Below are 26,178 nucleotides of genomic sequence, written 5' to 3'. Positions count from 1 at the left end.
TCCTCAGGCCGCGCCGACCAGCCAGTAGCGCAGGCCGATAAACAGCGCCAGCGCCAGGGTTGACGCCACCCACATCAATCGAATGGTTCGGGAAATATCGTCCACCGCAATGTCGCGGACGGCGTCGCCTATCCAGGGTTTTTCAACGCGCTGGCCGAAGTAGTCGTTCGGGCCGCCAAGGCGGATCCCCAGCGCGCCGGCGACGGTCGCTTCTGGCCAGGCGCAGTTAGGACTGCTGTGCTGATAGCGATCGCGCCAGCCCGTCCGCAGCGCCCGGGCGCCATCTTCCCGACATACCACGGCGGCGAGGCTAAGCAGCAGCCAGCTCAGGCGAGCGGGGATAAAGTTGGCGACATCATCGAGGCGGGCGCTGACCATGCCGATCGCCCGGTATTTTTCGTGCTTATAGCCGACCATGGAATCGAGGGTGTTGACCGCCTTATAGGCCATGGCCAGCGGCGCGCCGCCGAGCAGCAGGAAGAAGAGCGGCGCGATAATGCCGTCGACGGTGTTTTCCGCCACGGTTTCCACCACCGCGCGGTTAATCTGCTGCGGCTGGAGCTGTGTGGTGTCGCGCCCGACAATCCACGACAGCTTGCTACGGCTTTCCGCCAGATCCCCCGCGCGCAGCGGTCGCTCGACGTCCCGCGCCGACTGCGCCAGACAGCGCCCCGCCAGCACGGTGAAGATCATCCATACCTCCACCAACCATCCCAGCCAGGGGTGGATCCCGCGCGCCAGCGCCAGTACGCCCCAGGCCACAGCCCACGTCAGGCCGGTCACCACCAGCCACATCACCCCGCCGCCAATGCGCAGCGCCCGCTCGCTATGGCAGACCCGCCGCACCACGCGCTGGCTGATGTTGATCAGACGACCTATCCAGCGCACCGGATGCGGCCAATGCGGCGGATCGCCAATGACGACATCGAGTATCCAGGCCACACACCAGGCGAGAAGAGTCATAGCGTCCTCCTTGCCGCCTGCAGCCAGTGGTTGAGCATGGTGGGTCGCTGGGCAAAATGGACATGGAGATAGCTGGCAAAGGCGCTGCCGGACTGCCATCCTCCCTGCCACTGCTGAAGCGTCTTGCCGTCCCGCTGTTTACGGCAGGCCAGCACGGCGGCGGTGGCGGGAGTAAAATCGGAGTAATGAAATTCATGGCCGCGCAGCCACTCGCCGGGGGCGGCCAGCAGCGTCTGCTGCTGCGCCTGCGCTTCGCAGTAGCCGAACCGGGTCAGACGCGTCCCCATCCGGCTGTAGCCGGGAATGATATCCGCCATCGCATAGCGCTCGCCGCCGGTGACCTCCAGGGCGGAGCCCAGATACATCAGGCCGCCGCACTCGGCGTAGATCGCCACCCCGCGCCGGTGCGCCGCGCGGAGCTGCGCCAGCATCTCCTGGTTGGCTGACAGGCCGGCCGCGTGCAGCTCCGGGTAGCCGCCGCCAAGCCAGATCATCTGGCAGGCCGGCAGCTGGCGATCGCGCAGCGGGCTAAAGCGCACGATCTTCACGCCGCAGCGGACCAGCAGCGCCAGGTTATCGGGATAATAAAAATTGAAGGCCTCGTCGTCGGCGAGGGCCAGCGTCAGCCCTTCGCCGGCGTCGGCGGCAAGCTGCTCCCCCCACTCGCCGGCCGGCAGGTTCGCCAGTTCGCTGAGGGACAGCAGCCGGTCGATGTCGAGGGTGCGCCCCAGCAGGCTGGCAAAATCCCGCCATGCCTGTTGATTAACCACCGACTCGCGGGCGGTCACCAGCCCCAGATGCCGCTCGGGCAGCGCCACGCCTTCCACGCGCGGCACATAACCGAGCACCGGCGCCTGGCAGTAGCGCTCAATGGCGCTTTTCAGCAGCTGGAAGTGGGTGTCGCTGTTGACGCGATTAACGATCACGCCGGCGATATTGAGGGCCGGATCAAAATGTTGAAAGCCCATCACCGTGGCGGCGATGGAGGTCGAGACCGCTTTGCCATCCACCAGCAAAATCACCGGGCAGCCAAGCTGTTTGGCCATCGCCGCGCTGCTGCAGTAGTTGGGGTCGGTGCCGTAGCCGTCATAGAGGCCCATCACCCCTTCAATGACTGCGATATCGGCCTGCTGCAGCTGGTCGGCAAACAGCGCGTTGAGTATCGGGGCGGGAAGCATAAAGCTGTCGAGATTGCGGGAGGCGACGCCGCTGATGGCGGTGTGCCAGGCGGTGTCTAAATAGTCTGGCCCCACTTTACAGGGTTGCACCCGCAAACCGCGCTGTTGGAGCAAGCTGAGCAGGCCGAGCGTCACGGTGGTTTTGCCACAACCGCTACCGGTACCCGCAAGAATGAACGCACGCCTGGTTGCCATACCCTGTCCTGTTCAGGTGGTCAGAGTATAGCTGCGCGCATGCCTGGTCCTGCGACCACGCACCGCTAAGCCACCCACTTCCCACCGAAGTTGTTGGTCTGTTACCGGCAGGCAGGTCTTCTGGCTTAGCTTCGTTCTCGCCCGCCCTTCCCAATCTTACGATCAGTGGTTTTTACGGGGTCGTCAGCATCACAGCAGCGGGGGCTGCGGGGGATTGACACCCCCTTCCCTGACACCAAACTGGTGTCGAACCTGTCGGTTTTATTCGCCGATGCGCCCTGCATCGGCGGTTAATGTTTCAAGCTTACTTTTACCGCCTTATCCCCCGCCAGAATGACGCCTGCGGAGTGAAGCGGTTTTGAATAATCATCGGTCTCGTATTAACGGACACTCTATCCCATCACAAAAATAAAAACTGGTGTAGTTTATCCCTCGAATATCATTATTTTGTTGCGCTATGACAATTTATTGCTCTACTGTCGTTTTTTTCATTTTATAATGATGAAGATACTCCGGGATATCAAAAATCGGCAATAGCAAAATATTGTCATTTAAAATGACTCAGTTTGTGATCCGGCATTAATTTGCTGACGAAACGCCTGCGGCGTTACCTGATAGGTCTGGCGAAACACTTTACAAAAATAGCTGGTTTGCGAAAAACCTAAATTCCGCGCAATGCTGGCAATGCTCCAGTCGCTGTGGCAAAGCAGCTCTTTTGCGCTCGCCATCCGCTGCTGATTGACCCAGGCGTTAAAGCCGATCCCCTGATATTTTTTAAACAATTTGCTGAAGTAGTACGGGCTGAGATAGACGTGCGCCGCCACCTCCTCCAGACGCAGTTCATCAGAGAGATGCGCGTCGATATAGCGCAGCGCCTTCTTCATTTTGCCATCGTGCGGCGAGGCCGCCCGGCTGCTCTGCGCCGGGTCGTTCTGCGGCGGGTTATCCTTGATAACCACGAAGTTAAGCTGTTTTTTCAGGCAATTCTCGACGATCAGCTTGAGCAGATCCGCAGAGGCGATAACCCGCGAATAGTCCATCTCAGGCACATCGCGGAACGCCTGAACCAGCGCCGGATCGTCCTGCCAGCGGTCATCCACGTTAAGGATGTCCACCAGTTCGATATCGTTGCTCAGACGAACCTGGCCGCAGAGCACAAAGCCCACAAGGTGCCCGGCGATAACCAGCGGAATGGAAAAATCGGTTAACCCGGCGTGGCAGCGGTAGATACAGAGCGCATCGGTTTTCGAGGCCTCGAGGCCGCCGCAGCGGTCGCTCATGCGACAGCGGGAGCTGTGCTGGGGGTGCTGGCGCATCAGCTGGCAGAAAGGGGTGAAGTTAAACAGTTCAGATATTTCATCACCGTGAATATTGACAACCACAACCGCCAGACTGGTGGCCTGCGCAAAATCCTGTGCGATTTTATTAATGAGTTCTGAGTTCAGTGTGCTCGCAGAAATCATGATAAAACCTCTCAGTTAATTTTTTGTTATAAATAAAACATTTCTTTAATATTCACTTCCTTTCATCATCATTTACCGCCAACGATAAAAGAATATTACGATAGCAAAAGTCTCCCATCCGTGGGAGACGTTTTTAGCCAGTTCGTGATACCGGTTCATGAAAATTTTTCGCTATTTCAGCGGATGCATTAATCCTCTAATTTACAGGTATTACACGGTAGATTATTACCAATCAGATAACGATAGATGGCCGCGCCGAGACAGGCGCCGATCAGCGGCGCAATAATCGGCACAATAAAGTACGGTATATCCCTTCCGCCGGTCATCGCGATATCGCCCCAACCCGCCATCCACGTAAACAGCTTCGGCCCAAAATCACGCGCCGGATTCATTGCAAAGCCGGTCAGCGGCCCGGTTGAAGCGCCAATGACCGCCACCAGCAGGCCGATCAGCAGCGGGGCCAGCGGCCCTTTCGGTACGCCGTTGCCGTCGTCGGTCAGCGCCATAATCATCCCCATCAGCATGGAGGTGATCACCACTTCAACCAGCGCCGCATGCCAGATGCTCAGCGATGCCGCCGGGTAGGTGCTGAAAATACTCGCCAGCTGCAGGCTCTCTACGCTGCCGCGCGCGATATGGTGGGCGGATTCAAACTCGGTAAACATCGTGCTGTACAACACATAGGCCAGCACCGCGCCGCCAAAGGCGCCGGCAACCTGTGAAACGATATAGGGGAAAACTTTGCGTCCGGGAAAGCAGGCAAACAGCCATAACGCGACGGTCACCGCCGGGTTGAGATGGCCGCCGGAGATCCCCGAAGTCAGATACACGGCAAGCGAGATCCCCAGCCCCCAGATAATGCATATCTCCCACAGTCCGAGGCTGGCTCCCGCCACCTTTAACGCGCTCAGGCAGCCGATGCCGAAAAACAAAAATAGCCCGGTGCCCAAAAACTCGGCGGTACATTGCGCTTTTAACGAATCATTCATTATGACACCTTCTTAGCAGAGTTCGTGTCCTGACCAGCCAACATCCTGCTGGCAGTAGAGTACAACGGGCACCACTATATGAACTCCCGTCCGCAAATTGTTGGCAACCTGCTGACGGCAGCCTCCGGAAAATTCGGGCATCAATAACAAATTATTGTCATTAAATAACGCAGAATTGCATTGCTCACGCGCGGCTTTCGCCATTATGCCACCACCATGGCATGCAAAAATATTGCTAAAACCAGCTCATCGTTTTCCAACAAACATCACAAATCAGTTTCTCGCGCATAGCAGATAAAATTGAAATCGTCATGAACAAATTTGTAAATATGGAATATACAAAACAAGATAATCACATCAACACAAATAAAAATATTAATTAACATCAAACACTTAAATAAATAAAAGACAATTTTATATTATCCAATACCCACTATTTTTTCACCATCACATTGAAGTCAGCCATTCTTTTTCCTCGCATCTTCTTATAGTCCCCACTATCGGAACACTCCATGCGAGGTCTTTATGCAACAAGAAGCACTAGGAATGGTAGAAACCAAAGGCTTAACCGCAGCCATAGAGGCCGCTGATGCAATGGTTAAGTCAGCCAATGTGATGTTAGTGGGCTATGAAAAGATTGGCTCCGGGCTGGTCACCGTCATCGTGCGCGGCGACGTTGGCGCGGTGAAAGCGGCCACCGATGCCGGTGCCGCCGCCGCACGTAACGTGGGAGAAGTGAAAGCCGTACACGTCATCCCACGCCCTCACACCGATGTAGAAAAAATCTTACCGAAGGGAATTAGCCAATGAGCAGCAATGAGCTGGTTGAACAGATCATGGCTCAGGTGATTGCCCGTGTGGCAACGCCGGAACAGCAGGCCATCCCTACTGAAAACCATCCAATACGAGAGACAGCTATGGCAGAAAAAAGCTGCAGTTTAACGGAATTTGTCGGGACCGCCATTGGCGACACCCTGGGCCTGGTTATCGCGAACGTCGATACCGCCCTGCTGGATGCGATGAAGCTTGAGAAGCGCTATCGCTCCATCGGCATTCTCGGCGCCCGCACCGGCGCAGGTCCGCACATTATGGCGGCGGACGAAGCGGTGAAAGCCACCAACACCGAAGTGGTCAGCATTGAGCTTCCGCGTGATACCAAAGGCGGCGCGGGCCACGGTTCGCTGATTATTTTAGGCGGCAACGACGTTTCCGACGTTAAGCGCGGTATCGAAGTCGCCCTGAAAGAGCTCGACCGCACCTTTGGCGATGTTTACGGCAATGAAGCCGGACATATCGAGCTGCAGTACACCGCCCGCGCCAGCTACGCCCTGGAAAAAGCCTTCGGCGCGCCGATTGGCCGCGCCTGCGGCATTATCGTCGGCGCACCGGCCTCCGTTGGCGTGCTGATGGCCGATACCGCCCTGAAGTCAGCCAACGTAGAAGTCGTGGCGTATAGCTCTCCGGCGCACGGCACCAGCTTCAGTAACGAAGCCATCCTGGTGATTTCCGGCGACTCCGGCGCGGTCCGCCAGGCAGTCACCTCCGCGCGCGAAATCGGTAAAACCGTCCTTGCGACCCTCGGTGCTGAACCGAAAAACGATCGCCCCTCCTACATCTGATACCCGCGAGGCTGATTCATGAGATCGAAAAGATTTGAAGCGCTGGCGAAACGCCCTGTGAATCAGGACGGCTTCGTTAAGGAGTGGATCGAAGAAGGCTTTATCGCGATGGAAAGCCCGAACGATCCGAAACCGTCGATAAAAATCGTTAACGGCGCGGTGACCGAGCTGGACGGGAAACCGGTGAGCGATTTTGACCTGATCGACCACTTTATCGCCCGCTACGGTATCAACCTGAATCGCGCCGAAGAAGTGATGGCGATGGATTCGGTCAAACTGGCCAATATGCTCTGCGATCCGAACGTCAAGCGTAGCGAAATCGTCCCGCTGACCACCGCGATGACGCCGGCGAAAATTGTCGAAGTGGTTTCGCATATGAACGTGGTTGAGATGATGATGGCGATGCAGAAAATGCGCGCACGCCGTACCCCGTCTCAGCAGGCGCACGTCACCAACGTCAAAGATAACCCGGTACAGATTGCCGCCGACGCCGCCGAAGGCGCATGGCGCGGATTTGACGAACAGGAAACCACCGTTGCAGTCGCGCGCTATGCGCCGTTTAACGCCATCGCGCTGCTGGTCGGCTCGCAGGTAGGCCGCCCGGGCGTACTGACTCAGTGCTCGCTGGAAGAAGCCACCGAGCTCAAGCTCGGCATGCTGGGCCACACCTGCTACGCCGAAACCATCTCCGTCTACGGTACCGAACCGGTCTTTACCGACGGCGACGACACCCCGTGGTCGAAGGGCTTCCTCGCCTCCTCCTACGCCTCTCGCGGCCTGAAAATGCGCTTCACCTCCGGCTCCGGCTCCGAAGTGCAGATGGGCTACGCCGAAGGCAAATCCATGCTTTATCTGGAAGCGCGCTGCATCTACATCACCAAAGCCGCCGGCGTTCAGGGGTTGCAAAACGGCTCGGTAAGCTGCATCGGCGTACCGTCTGCGGTGCCGTCAGGCATTCGCGCTGTGCTGGCGGAAAACCTGATCTGTTCGTCGCTGGATCTGGAGTGCGCCTCCAGTAACGACCAGACCTTCACCCACTCCGATATGCGTCGTACCGCGCGCCTGCTGATGCAGTTCCTGCCGGGAACCGACTTCATCTCCTCCGGTTATTCCGCGGTGCCGAACTACGACAACATGTTCGCCGGTTCCAACGAAGATGCCGAAGACTTTGACGACTACAACGTTATCCAGCGCGACCTGAAGGTCGACGGCGGTCTGCGTCCGGTTCGCGAAGAAGATGTTATCGCCATCCGTAACAAAGCCGCCCGCGCGCTGCAGGCCGTGTTTGCCGGAATGGGGCTGCCGCCGATTACCGATGAAGAAGTGGAAGCCGCGACCTACGCCCACGGTTCGAAAGATATGCCGGAGCGCAACATCGTCGAAGACATCAAGTTCGCCCAGGAGATCATCAATAAAAACCGCAACGGACTGGAAGTGGTGAAAGCGCTGGCGCAGGGCGGGTTCACCGACGTGGCCCAGGACATGCTCAACATCCAGAAAGCCAAGCTGACCGGGGACTATCTGCATACCTCCGCCATTATCGTCGGCGACGGACAGGTGCTATCAGCCGTCAACGACGTTAACGATTATGCCGGTCCGGCAACGGGCTATCGCCTGCAGGGCGAACGCTGGGAAGAGATTAAAAACATCCCTGGCGCTCTTGATCCCAACGAGATTGATTAAGGGGTGAGAAATGGAAATTAATGAAAAATTGCTGCGCCAGATAATTGAAGAAGTGCTTAGCGAAATGAAGGGCAGCGATAAACCGGTCTCGTTTCATGCGCCGGCGGCCTCGACTGCGCCGCAGGCAACCGCGCCTGCTGCCGACGGCTTCCTGACGGAAGTGGGCGAAGCGCGTCAGGGCACGCAGCAGGACGAAGTGATTATCGCCGTCGGCCCGGCTTTCGGCCTGGCGCAGACCGTCAATATCGTCGGCATACCGCATAAGAGCATTTTGCGCGAAGTGATTGCCGGTATTGAAGAAGAAGGCATTAAGGCGCGCGTGATTCGCTGCTTTAAATCCTCCGACGTGGCCTTCGTCGCCGTTGAAGGCAACCGCCTGAGCGGTTCCGGCATCTCTATCGGCATCCAGTCAAAAGGCACCACGGTGATTCACCAGCAGGGGCTGCCGCCGCTCTCTAACCTGGAGCTGTTCCCCCAGGCGCCGCTGCTGACCCTGGAAACCTACCGCCAGATTGGTAAAAACGCCGCCCGCTATGCGAAACGCGAATCGCCGCAGCCGGTCCCGACGCTGAACGACCAGATGGCGCGGCCAAAATACCAGGCGAAATCGGCCATTTTGCACATTAAAGAGACCAAGTACGTGGTGACGGGCAAAAAACCGCAGGAACTGCGCGTGGCGCTTTGATAAAGGATAACTCCATGAATACCGACGCAATTGAATCGATGGTGCGCGACGTATTAAGCCGTATGAACAGCCTGCAGGGCGAGGCGCCAGCGGCGGCTCCGGCGGCTGGCGGCGCGCCCCGTAGCGCAAAGGTCAGCGACTACCCGCTGGCGAATAAGCACCCGGAATGGGTGAAAACCGCCACCAATAAAACGCTGGACGACTTTACGCTGGAAAACGTGCTGAGCAACAACGTTACCGCTCAGGATATGCGTATTACCCCGGAAACGCTGCGCTTACAGGCTTCTATCGCCAGGGACGCGGGCCGCGACCGGTTGGCGATGAACTTCGAACGCGCCGCCGAACTGACCGCGGTACCGGACGATCGCATTCTTGAAATCTACAACGCCCTCCGCCCCTATCGCTCGACGAAAGAGGAGCTGCTGACGATCGCCGACGATCTCGAAAGCCGCTACCAGGCGAAGATCTGCGCCGCTTTCGTTCGCGAAGCGGCAACGCTGTACGTCGAGCGTAAAAAACTCAAGGGCGACGATTAATTACAGGGGCATGTGATGCGATATATAGCTGGCATTGATATCGGCAACTCATCGACGGAAGTCGCCCTGGCGACCCTGAATGAGGCTGGCGCGCTGACGATTACGCACAGCGCGCTGGCGGAAACCACCGGGATCAAAGGCACGTTGCGTAACGTGTTCGGCATTCAGGAGGCCCTCGCGCTGGTCGCAAAGCGCGCGGGGATCAGTGTCAGCGATATTTCGCTCATCCGCATTAACGAAGCGACGCCGGTGATTGGCGATGTGGCGATGGAAACCATTACCGAAACCATCATCACCGAATCAACCATGATCGGCCATAACCCGAAAACGCCCGGCGGCGCGGGGCTTGGCGTGGGCATCACCATTACGCCGCAGGAGCTGTTAACCCGCCCGGCGGACGCGCCCTATATCCTGGTGGTGTCGTCGGCGTTTGACTTTGCCGATATCGCCAGCGTGATTAACGCTTCCCTGCGCGCCGGATATCAGATTACCGGCGTCATTTTGCAACGTGACGATGGCGTGCTGGTCAGCAACCGGCTGGAAAAACCGCTGCCGATCGTTGACGAAGTGCTGTACATCGACCGCATTCCGCTGGGGATGCTGGCGGCAATTGAGGTCGCCGTCCCGGGGAAGGTCATCGAAACGCTCTCTAACCCCTACGGCATCGCCACCGTATTCCACCTCAACGCCGAGGAGACGAAAAACATCGTCCCGATGGCGCGAGCGCTGATTGGCAACCGTTCCGCCGTGGTGGTCAAAACGCCATCCGGTGACGTCAAAGCGCGCGCGATACCCGCCGGTAACATTGAGCTGCTGGCCCAGGGCCGGAGCGTGCGCGTGGATGTCGCCGCCGGCGCCGAAGCCATCATGAAAGCGGTCGACGGCTGCGGCAAACTCGATAACGTCACCGGCGAGTCGGGGACCAATATCGGCGGCATGCTGGAACACGTGCGCCAGACCATGGCCGAGCTGACCAACAAGCCCAGCAGCGAGATTTTTATTCAGGATCTGCTGGCCGTTGACACCTCGGTTCCGGTGAGCGTCACCGGCGGTCTTGCCGGGGAGTTCTCGCTGGAGCAGGCCGTGGGCATCGCCTCCATGGTGAAATCTGACCGTTTGCAGATGGCGATGATTGCCCGCGAGATCGAGCAGAAGCTCAATATCGACGTGCAGATCGGCGGCGCAGAGGCCGAAGCCGCCATTCTCGGCGCGCTGACCACCCCCGGCACCACGCGTCCGCTGGCGATCCTCGACCTCGGCGCAGGCTCCACCGATGCCTCCATCATCAACCCCAAAGGCGAAATCATCGCCGCTCACCTCGCCGGAGCTGGCGATATGGTCACCATGATCATTGCCCGCGAGCTGGGGCTGGAGGATCGCTACCTGGCGGAAGAGATCAAGAAATACCCGCTGGCTAAGGTCGAAAGCCTGTTCCATTTGCGCCACGAAGACGGCAGCGTGCAGTTCTTCTCCACGCCGCTGCCCCCCGCCGTATTCGCCCGCGTCTGCGTGGTGAAACCGGACGAACTGGTGCCGCTTCCCGGCGACTTAGCGCTGGAAAAAGTGCGCGCCATTCGCCGCAGCGCCAAAGAGCGCGTCTTTGTCACCAACGCCCTGCGCGCGCTGCGCCAGGTCAGCCCGACCGGCAACATTCGCGATATCCCCTTCGTGGTGCTGGTGGGCGGCTCGTCCCTCGATTTTGAGATCCCTCAGCTGGTCACCGATGCGCTGGCGCACTACCGGCTGGTGGCCGGGCGAGGAAATATTCGCGGCAGCGAAGGCCCAAGAAACGCGGTAGCTACCGGGCTGATTCTCTCCTGGCATAAGGAGTTTGCACATGGACAGTAATCACACCGCCCCGGCCATCGTCATTACCGCCATCGACGGCTGCGACGGCTTGTGGCGCGAAGTGCTGCTGGGCATTGAAGAGGAAGGCATTCCTTTCATGCTCCAGCATCACCCGGCCGGGGATGTCGTGGACAGCGCCTGGCAGGCGGCGCGCAGCTCGCCGCTGCTGGTGGGCATCGCCTGCGATCGCCATACGCTGGTCGTGCACTACAAGAATTTACCCGCATCGGCGCCGCTTTTTACGCTGATGCATCATCAGGACAGTCAGGCCCATCGCAATACCGGTAATAACGCGGCACGGCTGGTCAAAGGGATCCCTTTCCGGGATCTGAATAGCTAAGCAACAGGAGAACTGCAGTATGAATAACGCACTGGGACTGGTTGAAACAAAAGGGTTAGTAGGCGCCATTGAAGCTGCCGACGCCATGGTGAAATCGGCCAACGTGCAGCTGGTCGGCTACGAAAAAATTGGCTCGGGTCTGGTGACCGTCATGGTTCGCGGCGATGTCGGCGCGGTCAAAGCGGCGGTGGATGCGGGCAGCGCGGCGGCAAGCGTGGTGGGTGAAGTGAAATCCTGCCACGTGATCCCGCGTCCGCACAGCGACGTTGAGGCCATTTTACCGAAATCAGCCTGATTGTTGGCGAATAAGGAGCACCGCGTGAAGCAATCACTGGGATTACTTGAAGTTTGTGGTCTGGCACTGGCTATTAGCTGCGCCGATATCATGGCGAAATCCGCTTCTATCACGCTGGTCGCCCTCGAAAAGACCAATGGTTCAGGCTGGATGGCCATTAAAATTACCGGTGATGTGGCCTCAGTACAGGCGGCCATCACCACCGGTGTACAGTTTGCCGAACAGCGAGACGGTCTGGTGGCTCATAAAGTCATCGCCAGACCCGGAGATGGGATCCTGCCAGCAGAGGCTCCCCCACCCTCCGTCATGGAACCTGAGCCTGAAGAGTCAGAGACGGCTAATGTCGTTTCTGAAGCGCCAGCAGAAGAGCCCCTCCAGCAACAAGGCGTGGTGAGCTGCAACCTGTGCCTGGATCCAAAATGTCCACGCCAGAAGGGCGAGCCGCGCACCCTTTGCATTCATCCCGGCAAGCGAGGTGAAGCGTAATGGATAAACAGCTTCTCGAATCAACGGTCAGTAAAGTCCTCGACGAGATGCGTCTGCGGCCCATTCCGCTGGGGGTTTCAAATCGTCATATCCACCTGTCGGCGTCGGATTATGAACGCCTGTTTCCCGGTCATCCCATCAGCGAGAAAAAAGCGCTGCTGCAGCCGGGACAGTACGCTGCGGAGCAAACCGTCACCCTGGTAGGGCCGAAGGGGCAGCTTAAAAATGTGCGCCTGCTCGGCCCGCTGCGCTCGGTAAGCCAGGTGGAAATCTCGCGTACCGATGCCAGAACCCTGGGAATTGCGGCGCCGCTGAGAATGTCCGGCAATCTGAAGGGGACGCCGGGCATTCGCCTGGTCAGCCCTTTTGGCGAACTGGAGCTACCTTCCGGGGTTATCGTCGCGCAGCGGCATATCCATATGTCGCCGCTCGATGCGCTTATCCTGCGGGTTTCCCATGGCGACAGGGTCTCCGTGGCCATTGAAGGCGACGAGCGCGGGCTGATTTTCGACAACGTGGCGGTTCGCGTGTCACCGGACATGCGCCTCGAAATGCACATTGATACCGATGAAGCCAACGCCGCCGGTGCAGATAACCCGCAGGCCTTTGCCCGGCTGGTAGGCCCGCGATGAACGGCGCAGTTTTGCAGCGCATTGTGGAGGAAATCGTCTCCAGGCTGCAGCGTCGCGCCCATAGCACGGCGACGCTGAGCGTTGCGCAGCTCCGTGATGCCGACTGTCCAGCGCTGTTCTGTCAGCACGCCTCGCTGCGCATCCTGCTCGTTGACCTGCCGCTGCTGGCTCAGCTTGCGGATGCGGAAACCGACGATGCCGCGGCGCGGAAAATTCACGAGGCGCTGGCTTTCGGCATCCGCGTGCAGCTCACCCTGCACAGCCAGCTGCTGCCGGTTATCCCGCTCAAAAAACTGGCGCGCCTGCCGGTGATATTCACCGACGAGCGCGGACGGCCGCTGATCCTGCATGCAGGTTCAGTGCTGAGCTATCGCGACGTCGCGCAGCTGGGCCAGGAGCGTCTGGTTATCCACCGCAAATGCATCGTGACCGCGCTGGCGCGCGAAGCGGCACAGGCGCGGCATATTCAATTCATTAAGCAGGAGTAAATCATGCATCTGGCACGAGTCACGGGCGCGGTTGTCTCCACGCAAAAATCGCCTTCCCTGATCGGCAAAAAGCTGCTGCTGGTGCGGCGGGTCAGCGCCGATGGCGAACTCCCCGCCTCCCCCACCTCCGGCGATGAAGTCGCCGTCGATTCCGTCGGCGCGGGGATCGGCGAGCTGGTCTTGCTCAGCGGCGGCTCCAGCGCCAGGCACGTTTTTTCCGGGCCAAACGAGGCCATCGACCTCGCCGTTGTCGGCATTGTCGATACGCTTTCACGTTAAGGAGCGAATATGGCGATTTATACCCGAACGGGCGACGCTGGCACCACCTCACTCTTTACCGGCCAGCGGGTGAGCAAAACGCACCCGCGGGTTGAAGCCTACGGCACGCTGGACGAACTGAACGCCGCGCTGAGCCTGTGCGCCTGCGCCGCCGCGGATGAAAATCACCGCGCCCTGCTCGAAGCCATCCAGCAGCAAATATTCTGGTTTAGCGCAGAGCTGGCCAGCGACAGCGAGCAGCCGTCGCCCAAACAGCGCTACATCAGCAGCGAAGAGATTTCCGCCCTGGAAGCCGCCATCGATCGGGCCATGGCCCGCGTCGAACCGCTGCATAGCTTTATTTTACCCGGCCGCTGCGAAGCCGCGAGCCGCCTGCATTTTGCCCGCACGCTGGCCCGCCGCGCCGAACGCCGTCTGGTTGAGCTGGCGGCGGAAGTCAACGTACGCCAGGTGCTGATGCGCTACATCAACCGCTTATCAGATTGCCTGTACGCCCTGGCCCGCGCGGAAGATAGCGATGCGCACCAGAACAATATTATTCGTGAGGTTAGCAGGCGCTATCTGGCCGCCAGCCAGCCGAGCCACAGCAAGGAGACGACGCCCGTGGCACTCTCATTCCACGATCTGCACCAGCTCACCCGCGCCGCGGTTGAGCGCGCGCAGCAGCTTCAGGTGCCGGTGGTGATTAGCATCGTTGATGCCCACGGTACGGAAACCGTCACCTGGCGGATGCCGGACGCCCTGCTGGTCAGCAGCGAACTGGCGCCGAAAAAGGCCTGGACCGCGGTGGCGATGAAAACGGCGACCCATGAGCTGAGCGATGTCGTTCAGCCGGGCGCGGCGCTTTACGGTCTGGAAACGCATTTACAGGGAAAAGTGGTCACCTTTGGCGGCGGTTACGCCCTGTGGCGCGACGGCTTATTAATTGGGGGTCTTGGCATCAGCGGCGGCAGCGTTGAGCAGGACATGGACATAGCACAGACCGCCATCGCGGCTATTAACGTGGGAACACATCAATGAATACTTCTGAACTCGAAACCCTGATTCGCACCATTCTTAGCGAGCAATTAACCACGCCAGCGCAAACGCCGGTCCAGCCTCAGGGCAAAGGGATTTTTCAGTCCGTCAGCGAGGCTATCGACGCCGCGCACCAGGCGTTCTTACGTTATCAGCAGTGCCCGCTAAAAACCCGCAGCGCCATTATCAGCGCAATACGTCAGGAGCTGACGCCGCTGCTGGCGACGCTGGCGGAAGAGAGCGCCAATGAAACGGGGATGGGCAACAAAGAAGATAAATTCCTGAAAAACAAGGCCGCGCTCGACAATACCCCGGGCGTAGAAGACCTCACCACCACCGCGCTGACCGGCGACGGCGGCATGGTGCTCTTTGAATATTCGCCGTTTGGCGTTATCGGCTCCGTCGCGCCGAGCACCAACCCGACGGAAACCATCATCAACAACAGCATCAGCATGCTGGCGGCGGGCAACAGCGTCTACTTCAGCCCGCATCCGGGAGCGAAAAAGGTCTCTCTCAAGCTCATCAGCCTGATTGAAGAGATTGTTTTCCGCTGCTGCGGCATCCGCAATCTGGTGGTCACCGTAGCGGAACCAACCTTTGAAGCGACCCAGCAGATGATGGCCCATCCGCGCATTGCGGTTCTGGCCATTACCGGCGGCCCGGGCATTGTGGCGATGGGCATGAAGAGCGGTAAGAAAGTCATTGGCGCTGGCGCGGGCAACCCGCCCTGTATCGTTGATGAAACGGCGGATCTGGTAAAAGCGGCGGAAGATATCATCAACGGCGCTTCGTTCGATTACAACCTGCCCTGCATCGCCGAGAAGAGCCTGATTGTGGTGGAGAGCGTGGCGGAACGCCTGGTGCAGCAAATGCAAACCTTCGGCGCACTGCTGCTCAGTCCAGCCGATACCGACAAGCTCCGCGCCGCCTGCCTGCCTGAAGGCCAGGCGAACAAAAAACTGGTCGGCAAAAGCCCGTCGGCCATGCTGGAAGCGGCCGGGATCGCCGTGCCGGCGAAAGCGCCGCGTCTGCTGATTGCTATCGTCAACGCCGATGACCCGTGGGTCACCAGCGAACAGCTGATGCCGATGCTGCCGGTAGTGAAAGTCCGCGATTTCGATAGCGCGCTGGCGCTGGCGCTGAAGGTTGAAGAGGGTCTGCATCATACCGCGATTATGCACTCGCAGAACGTATCGCGCCTGAACCTTGCGGCCCGCACCCTGCAAACCTCGATTTTCGTCAAGAACGGCCCCTCTTATGCCGGGATCGGCGTCGGCGGCGAAGGTTTTACCACCTTTACCATTGCCACGCCAACCGGTGAAGGGACAACCTCGGCGCGCACCTTTGCCCGCTCCCGGCGCTGCGTGCTGACCAACGGCTTTTCCATCCGCTAACCGAGGTCGCGATGAATACTTTCTCACTACAAACGCGGTTGTACAGCGGTCATGGCAGTCTGGCGGTGCTCAAGCGCTTTACCAATAAGCACATCTGGATAATCTGCGATGGCTTTCTGGCGCGCTCGCCGCTGCTGGATACCCTGCGTAACGCGTTGCCCGCAGATAACCGCATCAGCGTCTTTAGCGAGATAACGCCGGACCCTACTATCCATACCGTGGTGCAGGGGATTGCGCAAATGCAGGCCCTGCGTCCGCAGGTGGTCATCGGCTTCGGCGGCGGTTCGGCAATGGACGCGGCGAAAGCTATCGTCTGGTTCAGCCAGCAGAGCGGCATCAACATCGAAACCTGCGTGGCCATACCAACCACCAGCGGCACCGGCTCGGAAGTGACCAGCGCCTGCGTAATTAGCGACCCGGATAAAGGCATTAAGTATCCACTGTTCAACAATGCGCTGTATCCGGATATGGCGATCCTGGACCCGGAGCTGGTGGTCAGCGTACCGCCGCAGATTACGGCCAACACCGGTATGGACGTGCTGACCCATGCACTGGAGGCGTGGGTTTCGCCGCACGCCAGCGACTTTACCGACGCGCTGGCGGAAAAAGCCGCCAAACTGGTGTTCCAGTATCTGCCCACGGCGGTAGAAAAAGGCGACTGCGTGGCGACGCGCGGGAAAATGCATAACGCCTCAACCCTCGCCGGGATGGCCTTCAGCCAGGCGGGACTGGGGCTTAATCACGCTATTGCCCACCAGCTTGGCGGGCAGTTTCATCTGCCGCATGGCCTGGCAAACGCGCTGCTGTTAACCACGGTTATCCGCTTTAACGCCGCTGTTCCCCGCGCTGGCAAACGCTATGCGCGGCTGGCCAAAGCCTGCGGCTTTTGCCCGGCAGAGGCCAACGACGTCACAGCGATCAATGCGCTGATTCAGCAGATCGAACGACTCAAGCAGAGCTGTGCGCTGCCTTCACTGGCCGTTGCGCTTAAAGAAGGAAGATCCGACTTTTCCGCGCGTATTCCGGCAATGGTGCAGGCCGCGCTGGCGGACGTCACGCTACGCACCAACCCGCGTCCAGCCTGCGCTGAAGAAATCAGGGAACTGCTGGAGGAACTGCTATGAGCGCCGCCATCAACAGCGTTGAAATCTCCCATAGCGCCGATGAAATCCGCGAGCGCGTGCGCGCAGCAGGCGTCGTCGGCGCGGGCGGCGCGGGGTTTCCCGCCCACGTTAAGCTACAGGCGCAGGTAGAGATTTTTCTGGTCAACGCCGCCGAGTGCGAACCGATGCTCAAGGTCGACCAACAGCTGATGTGGCAGCAGGCTGCGCGCCTTGTGCGCGGCGTGCAGTACGCGATGACGGCAACCGGCGCGCGCGAAGGGGTCATTGCCCTGAAAGAAAAATACCGCCGGGCTATCGACGCCCTTACCCCGCTGCTGCCTGCCGGTATCCGTCTGCATATTCTGCCGGATGTCTATCCCGCGGGCGATGAAGTGCTGACCATCTGGCTGGCAACCGGTCGCCGGGTCGCGCCCGCCGCGCTGCCTGCCAGCGTCGGCGTGGTGGTCAATAACGTACAAACGGTACTGAATATTGCCCGGGCGGTTGAACAGCAGTTTCCGGTCACTCGCCGTACGCTGACCGTAAACGGCGCGGTCGCGAAGCCACTCACCATCACCGTCCCTATTGGCATGCCGCTGCGCGAAGTGTTGGCACTGGCGGGCGGCGCGACGGTCGACGACCCCGGTTTTATTAACGGCGGTCCGATGATGGGCGGCCTGATCACCTCTCTCGATAACCCGGTGACCAAAACCACCGGCGGCCTGCTGGTGCTGCCGAAAAGCCATCCGCTTATTCAGCGGAGAATGCAGGACGAGCGCACGGTGCTTTCCGTGGCGCGCACCGTCTGCGAGCAGTGCCGGCTATGCACCGATCTCTGCCCACGACACCTGATCGGCCACGAACTCTCTCCGCACCTGCTGGTGCGGGCGGTGAACTTTCATCAGGCCGCCACGCCGCAGCTGCTGCTTAGCGCCCTTACCTGCTCGGAATGCAACGTCTGCGAAAGCGTGGCCTGTCCGGTCGGGATCTCGCCGATGCGCATCAACCGCATGCTAAAACGCGAGCTGCGCGCGCAAAACCAGCGCTACGAAGGGCCGCTCTATCCCGCTGACGAAATGGCAAAATATCGCCTGGTGCCGGTGAAGCGACTGATCGCCAAACTGGGATTAAGCCCCTGGTACCAGGAAGCACCGCTGGTTGAAGAGGAACCGTCAGTAGAAGAAGTGACATTGCAGTTGCGCCAGCATATCGGCGCCGGTGCGGTGCCCAACGTTGCGGTTGGGGAGCGCGTTACGCGCGGGCAATGCATTGCCGATGTTCCGGCAGGCGCATTAGGCGCGCCGATTCACGCCAGTATTGACGGCGTTATTGCGGCCATCAGCGAACAGGCCATCACGGTTGTAAGAGGTTAACCATGTCTCAGGCTATAGGAATTTTAGAACTCACCAGCATTGCCAAAGGGATGGAACTCGGCGATGCGATGCTGAAAAGCGCCAACGTTAATCTGCTGGTCAGCAAGACCATCTGTCCGGGGAAGTTTTTACTGATGCTTGGCGGCGATATCGGCGCTGTCCAACAGGCCATTGAAACCGGTACGTCGCAGGCCGGTGAGATGCTCGTCGACAGCCTGGTGCTGGCGAATATTCATCCCAGCGTACTTCCGGCCATCAGCGGCCTGAATAACGTCGATAAGCGTCAGGCGATAGGTATCGTCGAAACCTGGAGCGTGGCGGCCTGCATCAGCGCCGCTGACCGGGCGGTAAAAGGCTCAAACGTCACCCTGGTGCGGGTGCATATGGCCTTCGGCATCGGGGGTAAATGCTACATGGTGGTGGCGGGCGACGTTTCTGACGTCAACAACGCCGTGACGGTTGCCAGCGAAAGCGCGGGCGAAAAAGGGCTGCTGGTTTACCGCTCGGTGATCCCGCGCCCGCATGAAGCCATGTGGCGACAGATGGTGGAGGGATGATGGAAAGACAGCCAACAACGGATCGCATGATTCAGGAATACGTTCCCGGGAAACAGGTTACCCTCGCGCACCTGATTGCCAATCCGGGGAAAGATCTCTTTAAGAAGCTGGGTCTGCAGGATGCGGTATCCGCCATTGGCATCCTCACCATTACGCCCAGCGAGGCGTCGATTATCGCCTGCGATATCGCCACTAAATCCGGCGCAGTAGAAATTGGTTTTCTTGACCGCTTTACCGGCGCCGTGGTGCTGACCGGCGACGTTTCCGCCGTCGAGTATGCCCTCAAGCAGGTGACGCGCACGCTGGGTGAAATGATGCAGTTTACAACCTGCACTATCACCCGGACGTAACGCGATGAAACGTCTGATGCTTATCGGTCCCAGCCAGTGTGGGAAAACCTCGCTCACCCAGGGTCTGCGAGGTGAAGCGCTCCATTACAAGAAAACCCAGGCTATTGAGTGGTCGCCAATGGCCATCGACACGCCGGGCGAATATCTGGAGAACCGCTGCCTTTATAGCGCCCTGTTAACCAGCGCCTGCGAGGCCGACGTTATCGCGCTGGTGCTGAATGCCGATGCCCAGTGGTCGCCGTTTTCTCCGGGGTTTACCGTCCCGATGAATCGCCCGACCATCGGCCTGGTCACCAAAGCTGACCTCGCTGACCCGCAGCGTATCTCGCTTATCGGAGAGTGGCTTAAGCAGGCTGGCGCCCGGCAGATTTTTGTTACCAGCGCGCTGAATAACCTGGGTCTTGATGCCGTGCTGGATTTTCTGAATTCGAAGGAACCTTTATGATGTCTTACAAAATCATGGCCATTAACGCCGGCAGTTCATCGTTAAAATTCCAGCTGCTGGAGATGCCGCAGGGCGACATGCTCTGCCAGGGATTAATCGAACGTATCGGCATGGCAAACGCCCAGGTGACTCTCAAAACGCCGGAGCAGAAATGGCAGGAGACGGCGCCGATCGCCGATCACCGTGAAGCCGTCACCCTGCTGCTTGAAAAGCTCCTCAACCATCGGATTATCCAGAGCTTGCAGGATATCGATGGCGTCGGCCACCGCGTGGCGCACGGCGGGGAGCGCTTTAAGGATTCGACGCCGGTCACCGATGAAACCTTAGCGGAAATCGAGCGCCTGGCAGAGCTGGCCCCGCTGCATAACCCGGTAAATGCCTTAGGCATCAAAGTGTTCCGCCAGCTGCTGCCCGACGCGCCGTCGGTGGCGGTGTTTGATACCGCTTTTCACCAGACGCTGGATGAGCGCGCCTTTATCTATCCGCTGCCGTGGCGCTACTACAGCGAGCTGGGCATTCGCCGTTACGGCTTCCACGGCACCAGCCATAAGTACGTCAGCGCGACGCTGGCGGAAAAGCTGGGCGTACCATTGAGCGCTCTGCGCGTAGTGTGCTGTCATCTCGGCAACGGCAGCAGCGTTTGCGCAATCAAAGGCGGGCGTTCGGTTAACACTTCAATGGGCTTTACGCCGCAGTCCGGGGTAATGATGGGCACCCGCAGCGGCGATATCGATCCGTCGATTCTACCGTGGCTGGCGCTGCATGAGGGTAAAACGCCGGAGCAGCTGAATCAGCTGCTGAATAACGAGTCCGGACTGTTGGGCGTTTCCGGCGTCTCGCACGATTATCGCGATGTCGAGCAGGCGGCGGACAGCGGTAATCGTCAGGCAGCCCTGGCGCTCTCGCTGTTTGCTGAGCGCATTCGCGCCACTATCGGCAGCTATATTATGCAGATGGGCGGCCTGGACGCGCTGATCTTTACCGGCGGCATCGGCGAAAACTCCGCCCGAGCCAGGAGCGCCATCTGCCATAACCTGAATTTCCTCGGGCTCTCGGTCGATGAAGAGAAAAACCAGCACAACGCCACCTTTATTCAGGCCGAAAATGCGATGGTCAAAGTGGCGGTGATCAATACCAATGAAGAGCTGATGATCGCCCGCGATGTGATGCGCCTGGCGCTGCCGCAGGCGCGCGAGCTGGCGGTACCAGCCTAAACGACGCCTCTCCCCTTTGCGGAGAATCATGGTAACCGGCGGGTCGCCGTGCCACTATGCGCCCTGGCGAAGGTAAGCGGAAAGGTGAAAACGTGGCCGTTGCACAATGTCCCGCCTCGTGCGGAGAACTTATCCAGGGCTGGATCCTCGGCAGCGAGAAGCTGATCTCCTGCCCGGTGGACTGGTACAGCACCGTCGAGGTCGAGACCGGCAAACCGCGCAACGATGAGCGGCCGCTGTCGCGGGCGATGGTCGACCAGCTGCTGGCCCACTGGGGCTACCCGGCGGCGCTGAGTCAGCAGATCCGCATCACCCTGCACTCGACGATCCCGGTAGCCAAAGGGATGGCCAGCAGCACCGCCGATATCGCCGCCACCGCGGTGGCCACCGCCCAGCATCTGGGCCACGCGCTGGATGAGCCGACGCTGGCGCGTCTGTGCGTCGCGCTGGAGCCCACCGACAGCACCCTGTTCCACCAACTGACGCTGTTCGATCATAATACCGCCGCTACCCAAATCGCCTGCCCTGCGCCACCGGCGCTCGACCTGTTAGTGCTGGAGAGCCCGCTGACGCTGCGTACCACCGACTACCATCAGCTGCCGCGCGAGGCGGGTCTGCTGGCTAACGCCTCCCGGCTGCAGCTGGCGTGGGAGAAAGTGCAGCAGGCCTGCCAGCATGGCAGCCCGCAGCTGCTGGGCGAAGCGGCCACTATTAGCGCCATCGCCAGCCAGCGGCTGTTGCCCAAGCCGGGGTTTGACGCGCTGCTGGAGCTGGTGGAAAGCGCAGGATTGTATGGCCTCAACGTGGCGCACAGCGGCAGCGTCGTCGGCCTGCTGCTGGACCGCCGTCGTCATGACGTGGATTTTTTGCAATGGCGGCTGGCAGAGCGCGGCATCGCCGCCCACTGGCCGCAACAGCATCTGCTGGCGATGGTGCCGGGGGGCGTCACCCTGCAGTAGGGCTCAGGCCAGCGCCCGGCGCAGCGCCGCCAGCAGCTGGTCGTTTTCGCCGGCGCTGCGGATCGCCACCCGGAAATAGCGGCTATCCAGCCCCGGGTAGTTGGCGCAGCTGCGGATCAACACGTGCTGGCGCAGCAGGGCGTATTGCAGGTCAAGATCGGGTCTGTCACAGCGCAAGAACAGGTAGTTCGCGCGCCCGGGCCACACGGTCAGCCCGGCCATCTCCTGAAGCTGCGCGTAGAAACGCGCTCCCTCCTCCTGCAGCCACTGCCAGGTGGCCCGCTGATACGCCCGGTCCTGAAGAATGATCTCCCCTGCCAGAGCGGCATAGGCATTGATTGACCACGGCATTTGTCGCTCGCGCAGCCGGGCCACCGCCCGGGCGTCAGCGTTGAGCAGGTAGCCTAGACGCAGCCCCGGAATAGCATAAAATTTGGTCAGCGAGCGCAGAACCCAGACGTGCGGATACTGCGCCAACAGGGGAATAAACCCCGGCTGATCGGGAATAAAGTCGAGGAAGGCTTCATCGAGGATCAGGCTGATATTCAGCGCCCGACAGCGTTGCGCAATGGCTTCCAGCAGGCCACGCTCCGGCAGCAGACCAGTGGGGTTGTTCGGGGTGCAGAGAAACAGGCAGTCCAGCGCCGGCGTGAGAGCATTGAGGATCCCGTCGGTCAGCTGCCAGCCATCGCGCTCCTGCAGGGCATACTCCACCACCTCGCAGTCCACAGTCTGCAGCGCGCGCCGGTACTCTGCGAATCCGGGAATGACGATCATCGCCCGCCGCGGCTTAAGGCCGTGGACAAGGGTGAAGATCGATTCAGTTTCGCCGTTGCCGGCGAGGATATGCGCCGCCGGCAGCCGATGGTGTGCCGCCAGCGCCTGATGCAGCTGTTGATACTCAACGTCAGGGTAGCGCTCGGCGCAGCCGGGATTGTCGACGATCGCCTGCCTGAGCGAGGCGGGCATTCCCAGCGGATTGATGTTGGCGCTAAAGTCCAGCAGTTCGCCGGGCGCAATGCCCAGCAGGGCGGCGGCCTCGCGGATATTGCCGCCATGGGCGCTTTTCAGTAAGGCCATGTCCCTTTCCTGTGTGGTTATCCGCGGCGGGCCAGCGTCGCGCCGTCGGCGAAGTAGGCTTTAATCCCGGCGAGGATCGACTCGGCTACCTGCTGCTGGAATTTGGCCGTTTTCAGCTTCCGCTCCTCTTCCACGTTACTGATAAACGCCGTCTCCACCAGAATGGAGGGGATATCCGGCGCCTTCAGCACCGCAAAGCCCGCCTGCTCTACCCGGTTCTTGTGCAGGTTATTGATATTGCCCATTTTCTCCAGCACTGCCTTACCAAATTTGAGGCTGTCGGCGATGGTGAGGGACTGCACCATATCGAACATGGTGTGGTCGACATAGCGATCGCCGCTCTTGCTGACCCCACCGATCAGATCCGAGGCGTTCTGCGTCTGGGCGAGATATTTTGCCGCGGTACTGGTGGCCCCCTTGGTGGAGAGCGCAAACACCGAGGAGCCGCTGGGCTGGCGGCTGGTAAAGGCGTCGGCGTGAATCGAAACGAACAGGTCGGCGCGCTGCTTCTGCGCCTTGGCGACACGCACCTTCAACGGGATAAACACGTCTTCGTTGCGGGTCATATAGGCCTTCATATTGCCTTCTTTGTCGATTAGCGCCCGCAGGCGGCGGGCAATTTGCAGCACCACGTCTTTCTCGCGGGTGCGATACTTGCCCACGGCGCCGGAGTCTTCGCCGCCGTGGCCGGGATCGAGCATGATGACAATCGGCCGGTCGCGCCCGGCTTTGCCCGGCTGCGGCCCGCTTTGCGCCGGCGGCACCTGTCGCTCCAGATCGCCTTTGTTGTAATCCTCGAGCAGCGCCAGTAGCGGATCCTGAACATCGGTGGCGTTGGCGGGGTAGAGATCCATCACCAGACGCTCTTTAAAGCCAGCTACCGGCGCGAGGGCAAACAGCTGCGGCTTAACGTTCTGCTTGAGCTCGAAGACCATGCGCACGGTTTGCGGATCAAACTGGCCCACGCGGGCGGACTTAATAAAGGGATCGTCATCGCGGATCTGCCCCCCCATGCCTTTCAGCACCGAGTTGAGATTAACCCCTTCCAGATCCACCACCACCCGTTCCGGATTACTGAGGGCAAACTGCCGGTATTTCAGCACATGATTCGATTCCACCGTGACGCGCGTGTAGGTCGATGCTGGCCAGACGCGAACAGCGACCACCCGCGCGGCGGCGGCCAGCCCAACGGGGCTCACGCTCATTAACCACATGGCGCCCGCGCCCTGCAGCAGACGGCGACGGCTTAATCCAGAGTTGTTTCCCGACATGCCACTCCCAAGCAATAAAAACGCATTTATACCCAAAACAAACAGATTGACCAGAAACTTTAACGAAAGGCATATAACCTGTCATCTATAAAAGGGTAAACATTCATTGACACCCTGCGCCGGGTCACATGTTTTTCGTGGCTTAGCCTCAAATTGGGGCTTGCGTTTAACGGCAAAACAGAATAAAAATACAATAATTACGAATAATCATGCATTGAGGGTTTGTCATGGTGAAGGAACGTCGCACTGAACTGGTAGAAGGATTCCGCCATTCTGTTCCCTATATAAATGCCCATCGGGGAAAAACGTTTGTCATCATGCTGGGCGGTGAAGCCATTGAGCATGAAAATTTCTCAAATATTGTCAATGACATAGGACTACTGCATAGCCTGGGCATTCGCCTGGTGGTGGTCTATGGCGCCCGCCCGCAGATTGACGCTAATCTCGCCGAGCACCACCACGAGCCGGTCTATCACAAGCAGACGCGAGTGACTGACGCCAAAACGCTGGAGCTGGTTAAGCAGGCGGCGGGGATGCTGCAGCTGGAGATCACCGCCCGCCTGTCGATGAGCCTCAACAACACCCCGCTGCAGGGGGCCCATATCAATGTCGTCAGCGGCAACTTTATCATCGCCCAGCCGCTGGGCGTCGATGACGGCGTCGATTATTGCCACAGCGGGCGCATTCGCCGCATTGACGAAGAGGCGATTCATCGCCAGCTCGACAGCGGCGCCATTGTCCTGATGGGGCCGGTCGCGGTGTCGGTCACCGGCGAGAGCTTTAACCTGACTTCGGAGGAGATCGCCACCCAGCTGGCCATCAAGCTGAAGGCGGAGAAAATGATCGGCTTCTGTTCGTCGCAAGGGGTTTACAACCAGGCCGGGGAAATTGTCTCTGAACTGTTCCCCAATGAAGCGCAGGCCCGCGTCGAAGAGCTGGAAGCGGACGAAGATTATAACTCTGGCACCGTACGCTTCCTGCGCGGGGCGGTGAAGGCCTGCCGCAGCGGCGTGCGGCGCTGCCACCTGATCAGCTATCAGGAAAATGGCGCGCTGCTGCAGGAGCTGTTCTCACGCGACGGCATCGGCACCCAGATCGTCATGGAGAGCGCGGAGCAGATCCGTCGGGCGACCATCAACGATATCGGCGGTATTCTTGAGCTGATAAGCCCGCTGGAGCAGCAGGGCATCCTGGTGCGCCGCTCCCGCGAACAGCTGGAGATGGAGATCGACAAGTTCACCATTATTCAGCGCGATAACACCACCATCGCCTGCGCCGCCCTCTATCCTTTCCCGGAAGAGAAGATCGGCGAAATGGCCTGCGTGGCGGTGCATCCGGATTACCGGAGCTCGTCGCGGGGAGAGGTGCTGCTGGAGCGTATTGCCGCCCAGGCCAGACAGATGGGCCTGAGCAAGCTGTTCGTGTTAACCACCCGCAGCATCCACTGGTTCCAGGAGCGCGGCTTCACGCCGGTGGATATCGACCTGCTGCCGGAGAGTAAAAAGCAAATGTATAACTATCAGCGCCGGTCGAAGGTGCTGATGGCCGACCTCGCTTAGCTCCTTCTCCCCCCTTTCTAACGGCCCGGGATAGCGCGACGCTCATCGCGTTATCCCCGAGGCCGGTATCCCCCTCTTCGCGCCGATCTGACGTGCGGCACGCGGGCTAAATTCCTGGTTTCCACGCAGACCATATCTTTCTCGCTGGCTCACCGATATGCTACTGGCTGTCGACAG

At 59.6% G+C, this 26,178-nt stretch carries 28 protein-coding genes and 1 riboswitch; of the genes, 22 read left to right on the top strand and 6 right to left on the bottom strand.

Features of this window, described 5'->3' with window-relative positions; all coding sequences use genetic code 11:
* Window positions 1-3 precede the first annotated feature (3 nt).
* From cbiB to pduF, 4 genes are all read right to left on the bottom strand, one after another.
* The gene (cbiB, locus tag ABLU73_RS02600) at window positions 4-963 is read right to left on the bottom strand and encodes an adenosylcobinamide-phosphate synthase CbiB (protein ID WP_244344758.1); all 960 of its coding nucleotides are present in this window, start codon (window positions 961-963) and stop codon (window positions 4-6) included.
* A complete protein-coding gene (locus tag ABLU73_RS02595; protein ID WP_043520813.1) occupies window positions 960-2,336 on the bottom strand; it encodes a cobyrinate a,c-diamide synthase in 1,377 nt (458 codons plus the stop codon). Before ABLU73_RS02595 ends, cbiB begins: the two co-directional genes overlap by 4 nt.
* A gap of 92 nt (window positions 2,337-2,428) precedes the next feature.
* Window positions 2,429-2,607, bottom strand: a riboswitch (cobalamin riboswitch).
* Window positions 2,608-2,887: 280 nt separating this feature from the next.
* Complete coding sequence (gene pocR, locus ABLU73_RS02590) at window positions 2,888-3,799, bottom strand: regulatory protein PocR (protein WP_004205486.1); 912 nt, start codon at window positions 3,797-3,799, stop codon at window positions 2,888-2,890.
* A gap of 188 nt (window positions 3,800-3,987) precedes the next feature.
* A complete protein-coding gene (gene pduF, locus ABLU73_RS02585; protein WP_004105118.1) occupies window positions 3,988-4,788 on the bottom strand; it encodes a propanediol diffusion facilitator PduF in 801 nt (266 codons plus the stop codon).
* Between the two features lie 525 nt (window positions 4,789-5,313).
* Here pduF and pduA point away from each other — a divergent pair.
* From pduA to ABLU73_RS02480, 21 genes are all read left to right on the top strand, one after another.
* Window positions 5,314-5,598: a propanediol utilization microcompartment protein PduA gene (gene pduA / locus ABLU73_RS02580; RefSeq protein WP_001183618.1), complete on the top strand. Its 285-nt coding sequence runs from the start codon at window positions 5,314-5,316 to the stop codon at window positions 5,596-5,598.
* Window positions 5,595-6,407 (top strand): propanediol utilization microcompartment protein PduB, encoded by an 813-nt coding sequence (pduB, locus tag ABLU73_RS02575; RefSeq protein WP_004205485.1) that lies wholly within the window; start codon window positions 5,595-5,597, stop codon window positions 6,405-6,407. The genes pduA and pduB overlap by 4 nt, the downstream gene beginning before the upstream one ends.
* Window positions 6,408-6,425: 18 nt before the next feature.
* Window positions 6,426-8,090 carry a propanediol dehydratase large subunit PduC gene (gene pduC / locus ABLU73_RS02570; RefSeq protein ID WP_004105132.1) on the top strand — a complete coding sequence of 555 codons (1,665 nt, stop codon included), beginning with the start codon at window positions 6,426-6,428 and terminating at the stop codon, window positions 8,088-8,090.
* A 10-nt stretch (window positions 8,091-8,100) separates the two neighbouring features.
* Entirely contained in the window at window positions 8,101-8,775 is a 675-nt protein-coding gene (gene pduD / locus ABLU73_RS02565; RefSeq protein ID WP_264923718.1) for a propanediol dehydratase medium subunit PduD, read from the top strand.
* A gap of 14 nt (window positions 8,776-8,789) precedes the next feature.
* On the top strand, window positions 8,790-9,311 hold the full coding sequence (gene pduE, locus ABLU73_RS02560) for a propanediol dehydratase small subunit PduE (protein WP_043520826.1): 522 nt from the start codon (window positions 8,790-8,792) through the stop codon (window positions 9,309-9,311).
* Window positions 9,312-9,326: 15 nt separating this feature from the next.
* Window positions 9,327-11,159: a propanediol dehydratase reactivase alpha subunit PduG gene (gene pduG / locus ABLU73_RS02555; RefSeq protein WP_135730588.1), complete on the top strand. Its 1,833-nt coding sequence runs from the start codon at window positions 9,327-9,329 to the stop codon at window positions 11,157-11,159.
* Window positions 11,149-11,499 carry a propanediol dehydratase reactivase beta subunit PduH gene (gene pduH / locus ABLU73_RS02550; protein WP_023319057.1) on the top strand — a complete coding sequence of 117 codons (351 nt, stop codon included), beginning with the start codon at window positions 11,149-11,151 and terminating at the stop codon, window positions 11,497-11,499. The genes pduG and pduH overlap by 11 nt, the downstream gene beginning before the upstream one ends.
* A gap of 19 nt (window positions 11,500-11,518) precedes the next feature.
* Window positions 11,519-11,794 carry a propanediol utilization microcompartment protein PduJ gene (gene pduJ, locus ABLU73_RS02545; RefSeq protein ID WP_001057755.1) on the top strand — a complete coding sequence of 92 codons (276 nt, stop codon included), beginning with the start codon at window positions 11,519-11,521 and terminating at the stop codon, window positions 11,792-11,794.
* A gap of 3 nt (window positions 11,795-11,797) precedes the next feature.
* Window positions 11,798-12,280 (top strand): BMC domain-containing protein, encoded by a 483-nt coding sequence (locus tag ABLU73_RS02540; RefSeq protein WP_114505796.1) that lies wholly within the window; start codon window positions 11,798-11,800, stop codon window positions 12,278-12,280.
* Window positions 12,280-12,912, top strand: coding sequence for a phosphate propanoyltransferase (locus ABLU73_RS02535; RefSeq protein ID WP_043520836.1), 633 nt, complete (start codon window positions 12,280-12,282; stop codon window positions 12,910-12,912). The genes ABLU73_RS02540 and ABLU73_RS02535 overlap by 1 nt, the downstream gene beginning before the upstream one ends.
* Window positions 12,909-13,400 carry a microcompartment protein PduM gene (gene pduM / locus ABLU73_RS02530; protein WP_264923721.1) on the top strand — a complete coding sequence of 164 codons (492 nt, stop codon included), beginning with the start codon at window positions 12,909-12,911 and terminating at the stop codon, window positions 13,398-13,400. Before ABLU73_RS02535 ends, pduM begins: the two co-directional genes overlap by 4 nt.
* Window positions 13,401-13,403: 3 nt before the next feature.
* Window positions 13,404-13,679, top strand: coding sequence for a propanediol utilization microcompartment protein PduN (pduN, locus tag ABLU73_RS02525; protein WP_000549823.1), 276 nt, complete (start codon window positions 13,404-13,406; stop codon window positions 13,677-13,679).
* Window positions 13,680-13,688: 9 nt separating this feature from the next.
* Window positions 13,689-14,699: a two-domain cob(I)yrinic acid a,c-diamide adenosyltransferase PduO gene (pduO, locus tag ABLU73_RS02520; protein WP_048295513.1), complete on the top strand. Its 1,011-nt coding sequence runs from the start codon at window positions 13,689-13,691 to the stop codon at window positions 14,697-14,699.
* Window positions 14,696-16,090, top strand: coding sequence for a CoA-acylating propionaldehyde dehydrogenase PduP (pduP, locus tag ABLU73_RS02515; protein ID WP_004205473.1), 1,395 nt, complete (start codon window positions 14,696-14,698; stop codon window positions 16,088-16,090). The genes pduO and pduP overlap by 4 nt, the downstream gene beginning before the upstream one ends.
* Window positions 16,091-16,101: 11 nt before the next feature.
* Complete coding sequence (gene pduQ, locus ABLU73_RS02510; protein ID WP_049093311.1) at window positions 16,102-17,214, top strand: 1-propanol dehydrogenase PduQ; 1,113 nt, start codon at window positions 16,102-16,104, stop codon at window positions 17,212-17,214.
* Window positions 17,211-18,566, top strand: coding sequence for a cobalamin reductase PduS (pduS, locus tag ABLU73_RS02505; RefSeq protein ID WP_049093310.1), 1,356 nt, complete (start codon window positions 17,211-17,213; stop codon window positions 18,564-18,566). The genes pduQ and pduS overlap by 4 nt, the downstream gene beginning before the upstream one ends.
* 2 nt (window positions 18,567-18,568) lie before the next feature.
* Window positions 18,569-19,123, top strand: a complete 555-nt coding sequence (pduT, locus tag ABLU73_RS02500) for a propanediol utilization microcompartment protein PduT (RefSeq protein ID WP_049115775.1) — start codon at window positions 18,569-18,571, stop codon at window positions 19,121-19,123.
* Window positions 19,123-19,473, top strand: coding sequence for a propanediol utilization microcompartment protein PduU (pduU, locus tag ABLU73_RS02495; RefSeq protein ID WP_004205469.1), 351 nt, complete (start codon window positions 19,123-19,125; stop codon window positions 19,471-19,473). Before pduT ends, pduU begins: the two co-directional genes overlap by 1 nt.
* A 4-nt stretch (window positions 19,474-19,477) precedes the next feature.
* The gene (gene pduV / locus ABLU73_RS02490) at window positions 19,478-19,918 is read left to right on the top strand and encodes a propanediol utilization protein PduV (protein ID WP_065878777.1); all 441 of its coding nucleotides are present in this window, start codon (window positions 19,478-19,480) and stop codon (window positions 19,916-19,918) included.
* Complete coding sequence (locus ABLU73_RS02485) at window positions 19,918-21,132, top strand: acetate/propionate family kinase (protein WP_004205466.1); 1,215 nt, start codon at window positions 19,918-19,920, stop codon at window positions 21,130-21,132. The genes pduV and ABLU73_RS02485 overlap by 1 nt, the downstream gene beginning before the upstream one ends.
* Before the next feature lie 92 nt (window positions 21,133-21,224).
* Window positions 21,225-22,091, top strand: coding sequence for an L-threonine kinase (locus ABLU73_RS02480; RefSeq protein ID WP_135683225.1), 867 nt, complete (start codon window positions 21,225-21,227; stop codon window positions 22,089-22,091).
* Window positions 22,092-22,094: 3 nt separating this feature from the next.
* On the opposite strand, the gene cobD is transcribed toward ABLU73_RS02480, so the two are convergent.
* Together cobD and amiC are read right to left on the bottom strand one after the other, a co-directional pair.
* Window positions 22,095-23,171: a threonine-phosphate decarboxylase CobD gene (gene cobD, locus ABLU73_RS02475; RefSeq protein ID WP_043520857.1), complete on the bottom strand. Its 1,077-nt coding sequence runs from the start codon at window positions 23,169-23,171 to the stop codon at window positions 22,095-22,097.
* Window positions 23,172-23,188: 17 nt separating this feature from the next.
* The gene (amiC, locus tag ABLU73_RS02470; protein WP_017899228.1) at window positions 23,189-24,442 is read right to left on the bottom strand and encodes an N-acetylmuramoyl-L-alanine amidase AmiC; all 1,254 of its coding nucleotides are present in this window, start codon (window positions 24,440-24,442) and stop codon (window positions 23,189-23,191) included.
* Window positions 24,443-24,669: 227 nt separating this feature from the next.
* Here amiC and argA point away from each other — a divergent pair, with 227 nt between their 5' ends.
* Window positions 24,670-26,001: an amino-acid N-acetyltransferase gene (gene argA / locus ABLU73_RS02465; RefSeq protein WP_004149616.1), complete on the top strand. Its 1,332-nt coding sequence runs from the start codon at window positions 24,670-24,672 to the stop codon at window positions 25,999-26,001.
* Window positions 26,002-26,178: the final 177 nt, after the last annotated feature.

The sequence above is a fragment of the Klebsiella sp. GG_Kp175 genome (assembly GCF_040062325.1).
Classification (GTDB): Bacteria; Pseudomonadota; Gammaproteobacteria; order Enterobacterales; family Enterobacteriaceae; genus Klebsiella; species Klebsiella quasipneumoniae.
This window is presented reverse-complemented; position numbering and strand designations above follow the sequence as displayed.

Coding starts and splice junctions, on each gene's coding strand:
- amiC (WP_017899228.1), bottom strand. CDS start 24,442: ATGTCGGGAAACAACTCTGGATTAAGCCGTCGCCGTCTGCTGCAGGGC.
- pduD (WP_264923718.1), top strand. CDS start 8,101: ATGGAAATTAATGAAAAATTGCTGCGCCAGATAATTGAAGAAGTGCTT.
- pduH (WP_023319057.1), top strand. CDS start 11,149: ATGGACAGTAATCACACCGCCCCGGCCATCGTCATTACCGCCATCGAC.
- pduM (WP_264923721.1), top strand. CDS start 12,909: ATGAACGGCGCAGTTTTGCAGCGCATTGTGGAGGAAATCGTCTCCAGG.
- pduO (WP_048295513.1), top strand. CDS start 13,689: ATGGCGATTTATACCCGAACGGGCGACGCTGGCACCACCTCACTCTTT.
- pduE (WP_043520826.1), top strand. CDS start 8,790: ATGAATACCGACGCAATTGAATCGATGGTGCGCGACGTATTAAGCCGT.
- pocR (WP_004205486.1), bottom strand. CDS start 3,799: ATGATTTCTGCGAGCACACTGAACTCAGAACTCATTAATAAAATCGCA.
- pduU (WP_004205469.1), top strand. CDS start 19,123: ATGGAAAGACAGCCAACAACGGATCGCATGATTCAGGAATACGTTCCC.
- pduJ (WP_001057755.1), top strand. CDS start 11,519: ATGAATAACGCACTGGGACTGGTTGAAACAAAAGGGTTAGTAGGCGCC.
- pduC (WP_004105132.1), top strand. CDS start 6,426: ATGAGATCGAAAAGATTTGAAGCGCTGGCGAAACGCCCTGTGAATCAG.
- pduP (WP_004205473.1), top strand. CDS start 14,696: ATGAATACTTCTGAACTCGAAACCCTGATTCGCACCATTCTTAGCGAG.
- ABLU73_RS02485 (WP_004205466.1), top strand. CDS start 19,918: ATGTCTTACAAAATCATGGCCATTAACGCCGGCAGTTCATCGTTAAAA.
- ABLU73_RS02595 (WP_043520813.1), bottom strand. CDS start 2,336: ATGGCAACCAGGCGTGCGTTCATTCTTGCGGGTACCGGTAGCGGTTGT.
- pduT (WP_049115775.1), top strand. CDS start 18,569: ATGTCTCAGGCTATAGGAATTTTAGAACTCACCAGCATTGCCAAAGGG.
- ABLU73_RS02535 (WP_043520836.1), top strand. CDS start 12,280: ATGGATAAACAGCTTCTCGAATCAACGGTCAGTAAAGTCCTCGACGAG.
- pduA (WP_001183618.1), top strand. CDS start 5,314: ATGCAACAAGAAGCACTAGGAATGGTAGAAACCAAAGGCTTAACCGCA.
- pduQ (WP_049093311.1), top strand. CDS start 16,102: ATGAATACTTTCTCACTACAAACGCGGTTGTACAGCGGTCATGGCAGT.
- argA (WP_004149616.1), top strand. CDS start 24,670: ATGGTGAAGGAACGTCGCACTGAACTGGTAGAAGGATTCCGCCATTCT.
- pduN (WP_000549823.1), top strand. CDS start 13,404: ATGCATCTGGCACGAGTCACGGGCGCGGTTGTCTCCACGCAAAAATCG.
- cobD (WP_043520857.1), bottom strand. CDS start 23,171: ATGGCCTTACTGAAAAGCGCCCATGGCGGCAATATCCGCGAGGCCGCC.
- pduB (WP_004205485.1), top strand. CDS start 5,595: ATGAGCAGCAATGAGCTGGTTGAACAGATCATGGCTCAGGTGATTGCC.
- pduG (WP_135730588.1), top strand. CDS start 9,327: ATGCGATATATAGCTGGCATTGATATCGGCAACTCATCGACGGAAGTC.
- pduV (WP_065878777.1), top strand. CDS start 19,478: ATGAAACGTCTGATGCTTATCGGTCCCAGCCAGTGTGGGAAAACCTCG.
- pduS (WP_049093310.1), top strand. CDS start 17,211: ATGAGCGCCGCCATCAACAGCGTTGAAATCTCCCATAGCGCCGATGAA.
- pduF (WP_004105118.1), bottom strand. CDS start 4,788: ATGAATGATTCGTTAAAAGCGCAATGTACCGCCGAGTTTTTGGGCACC.
- cbiB (WP_244344758.1), bottom strand. CDS start 963: ATGACTCTTCTCGCCTGGTGTGTGGCCTGGATACTCGATGTCGTCATT.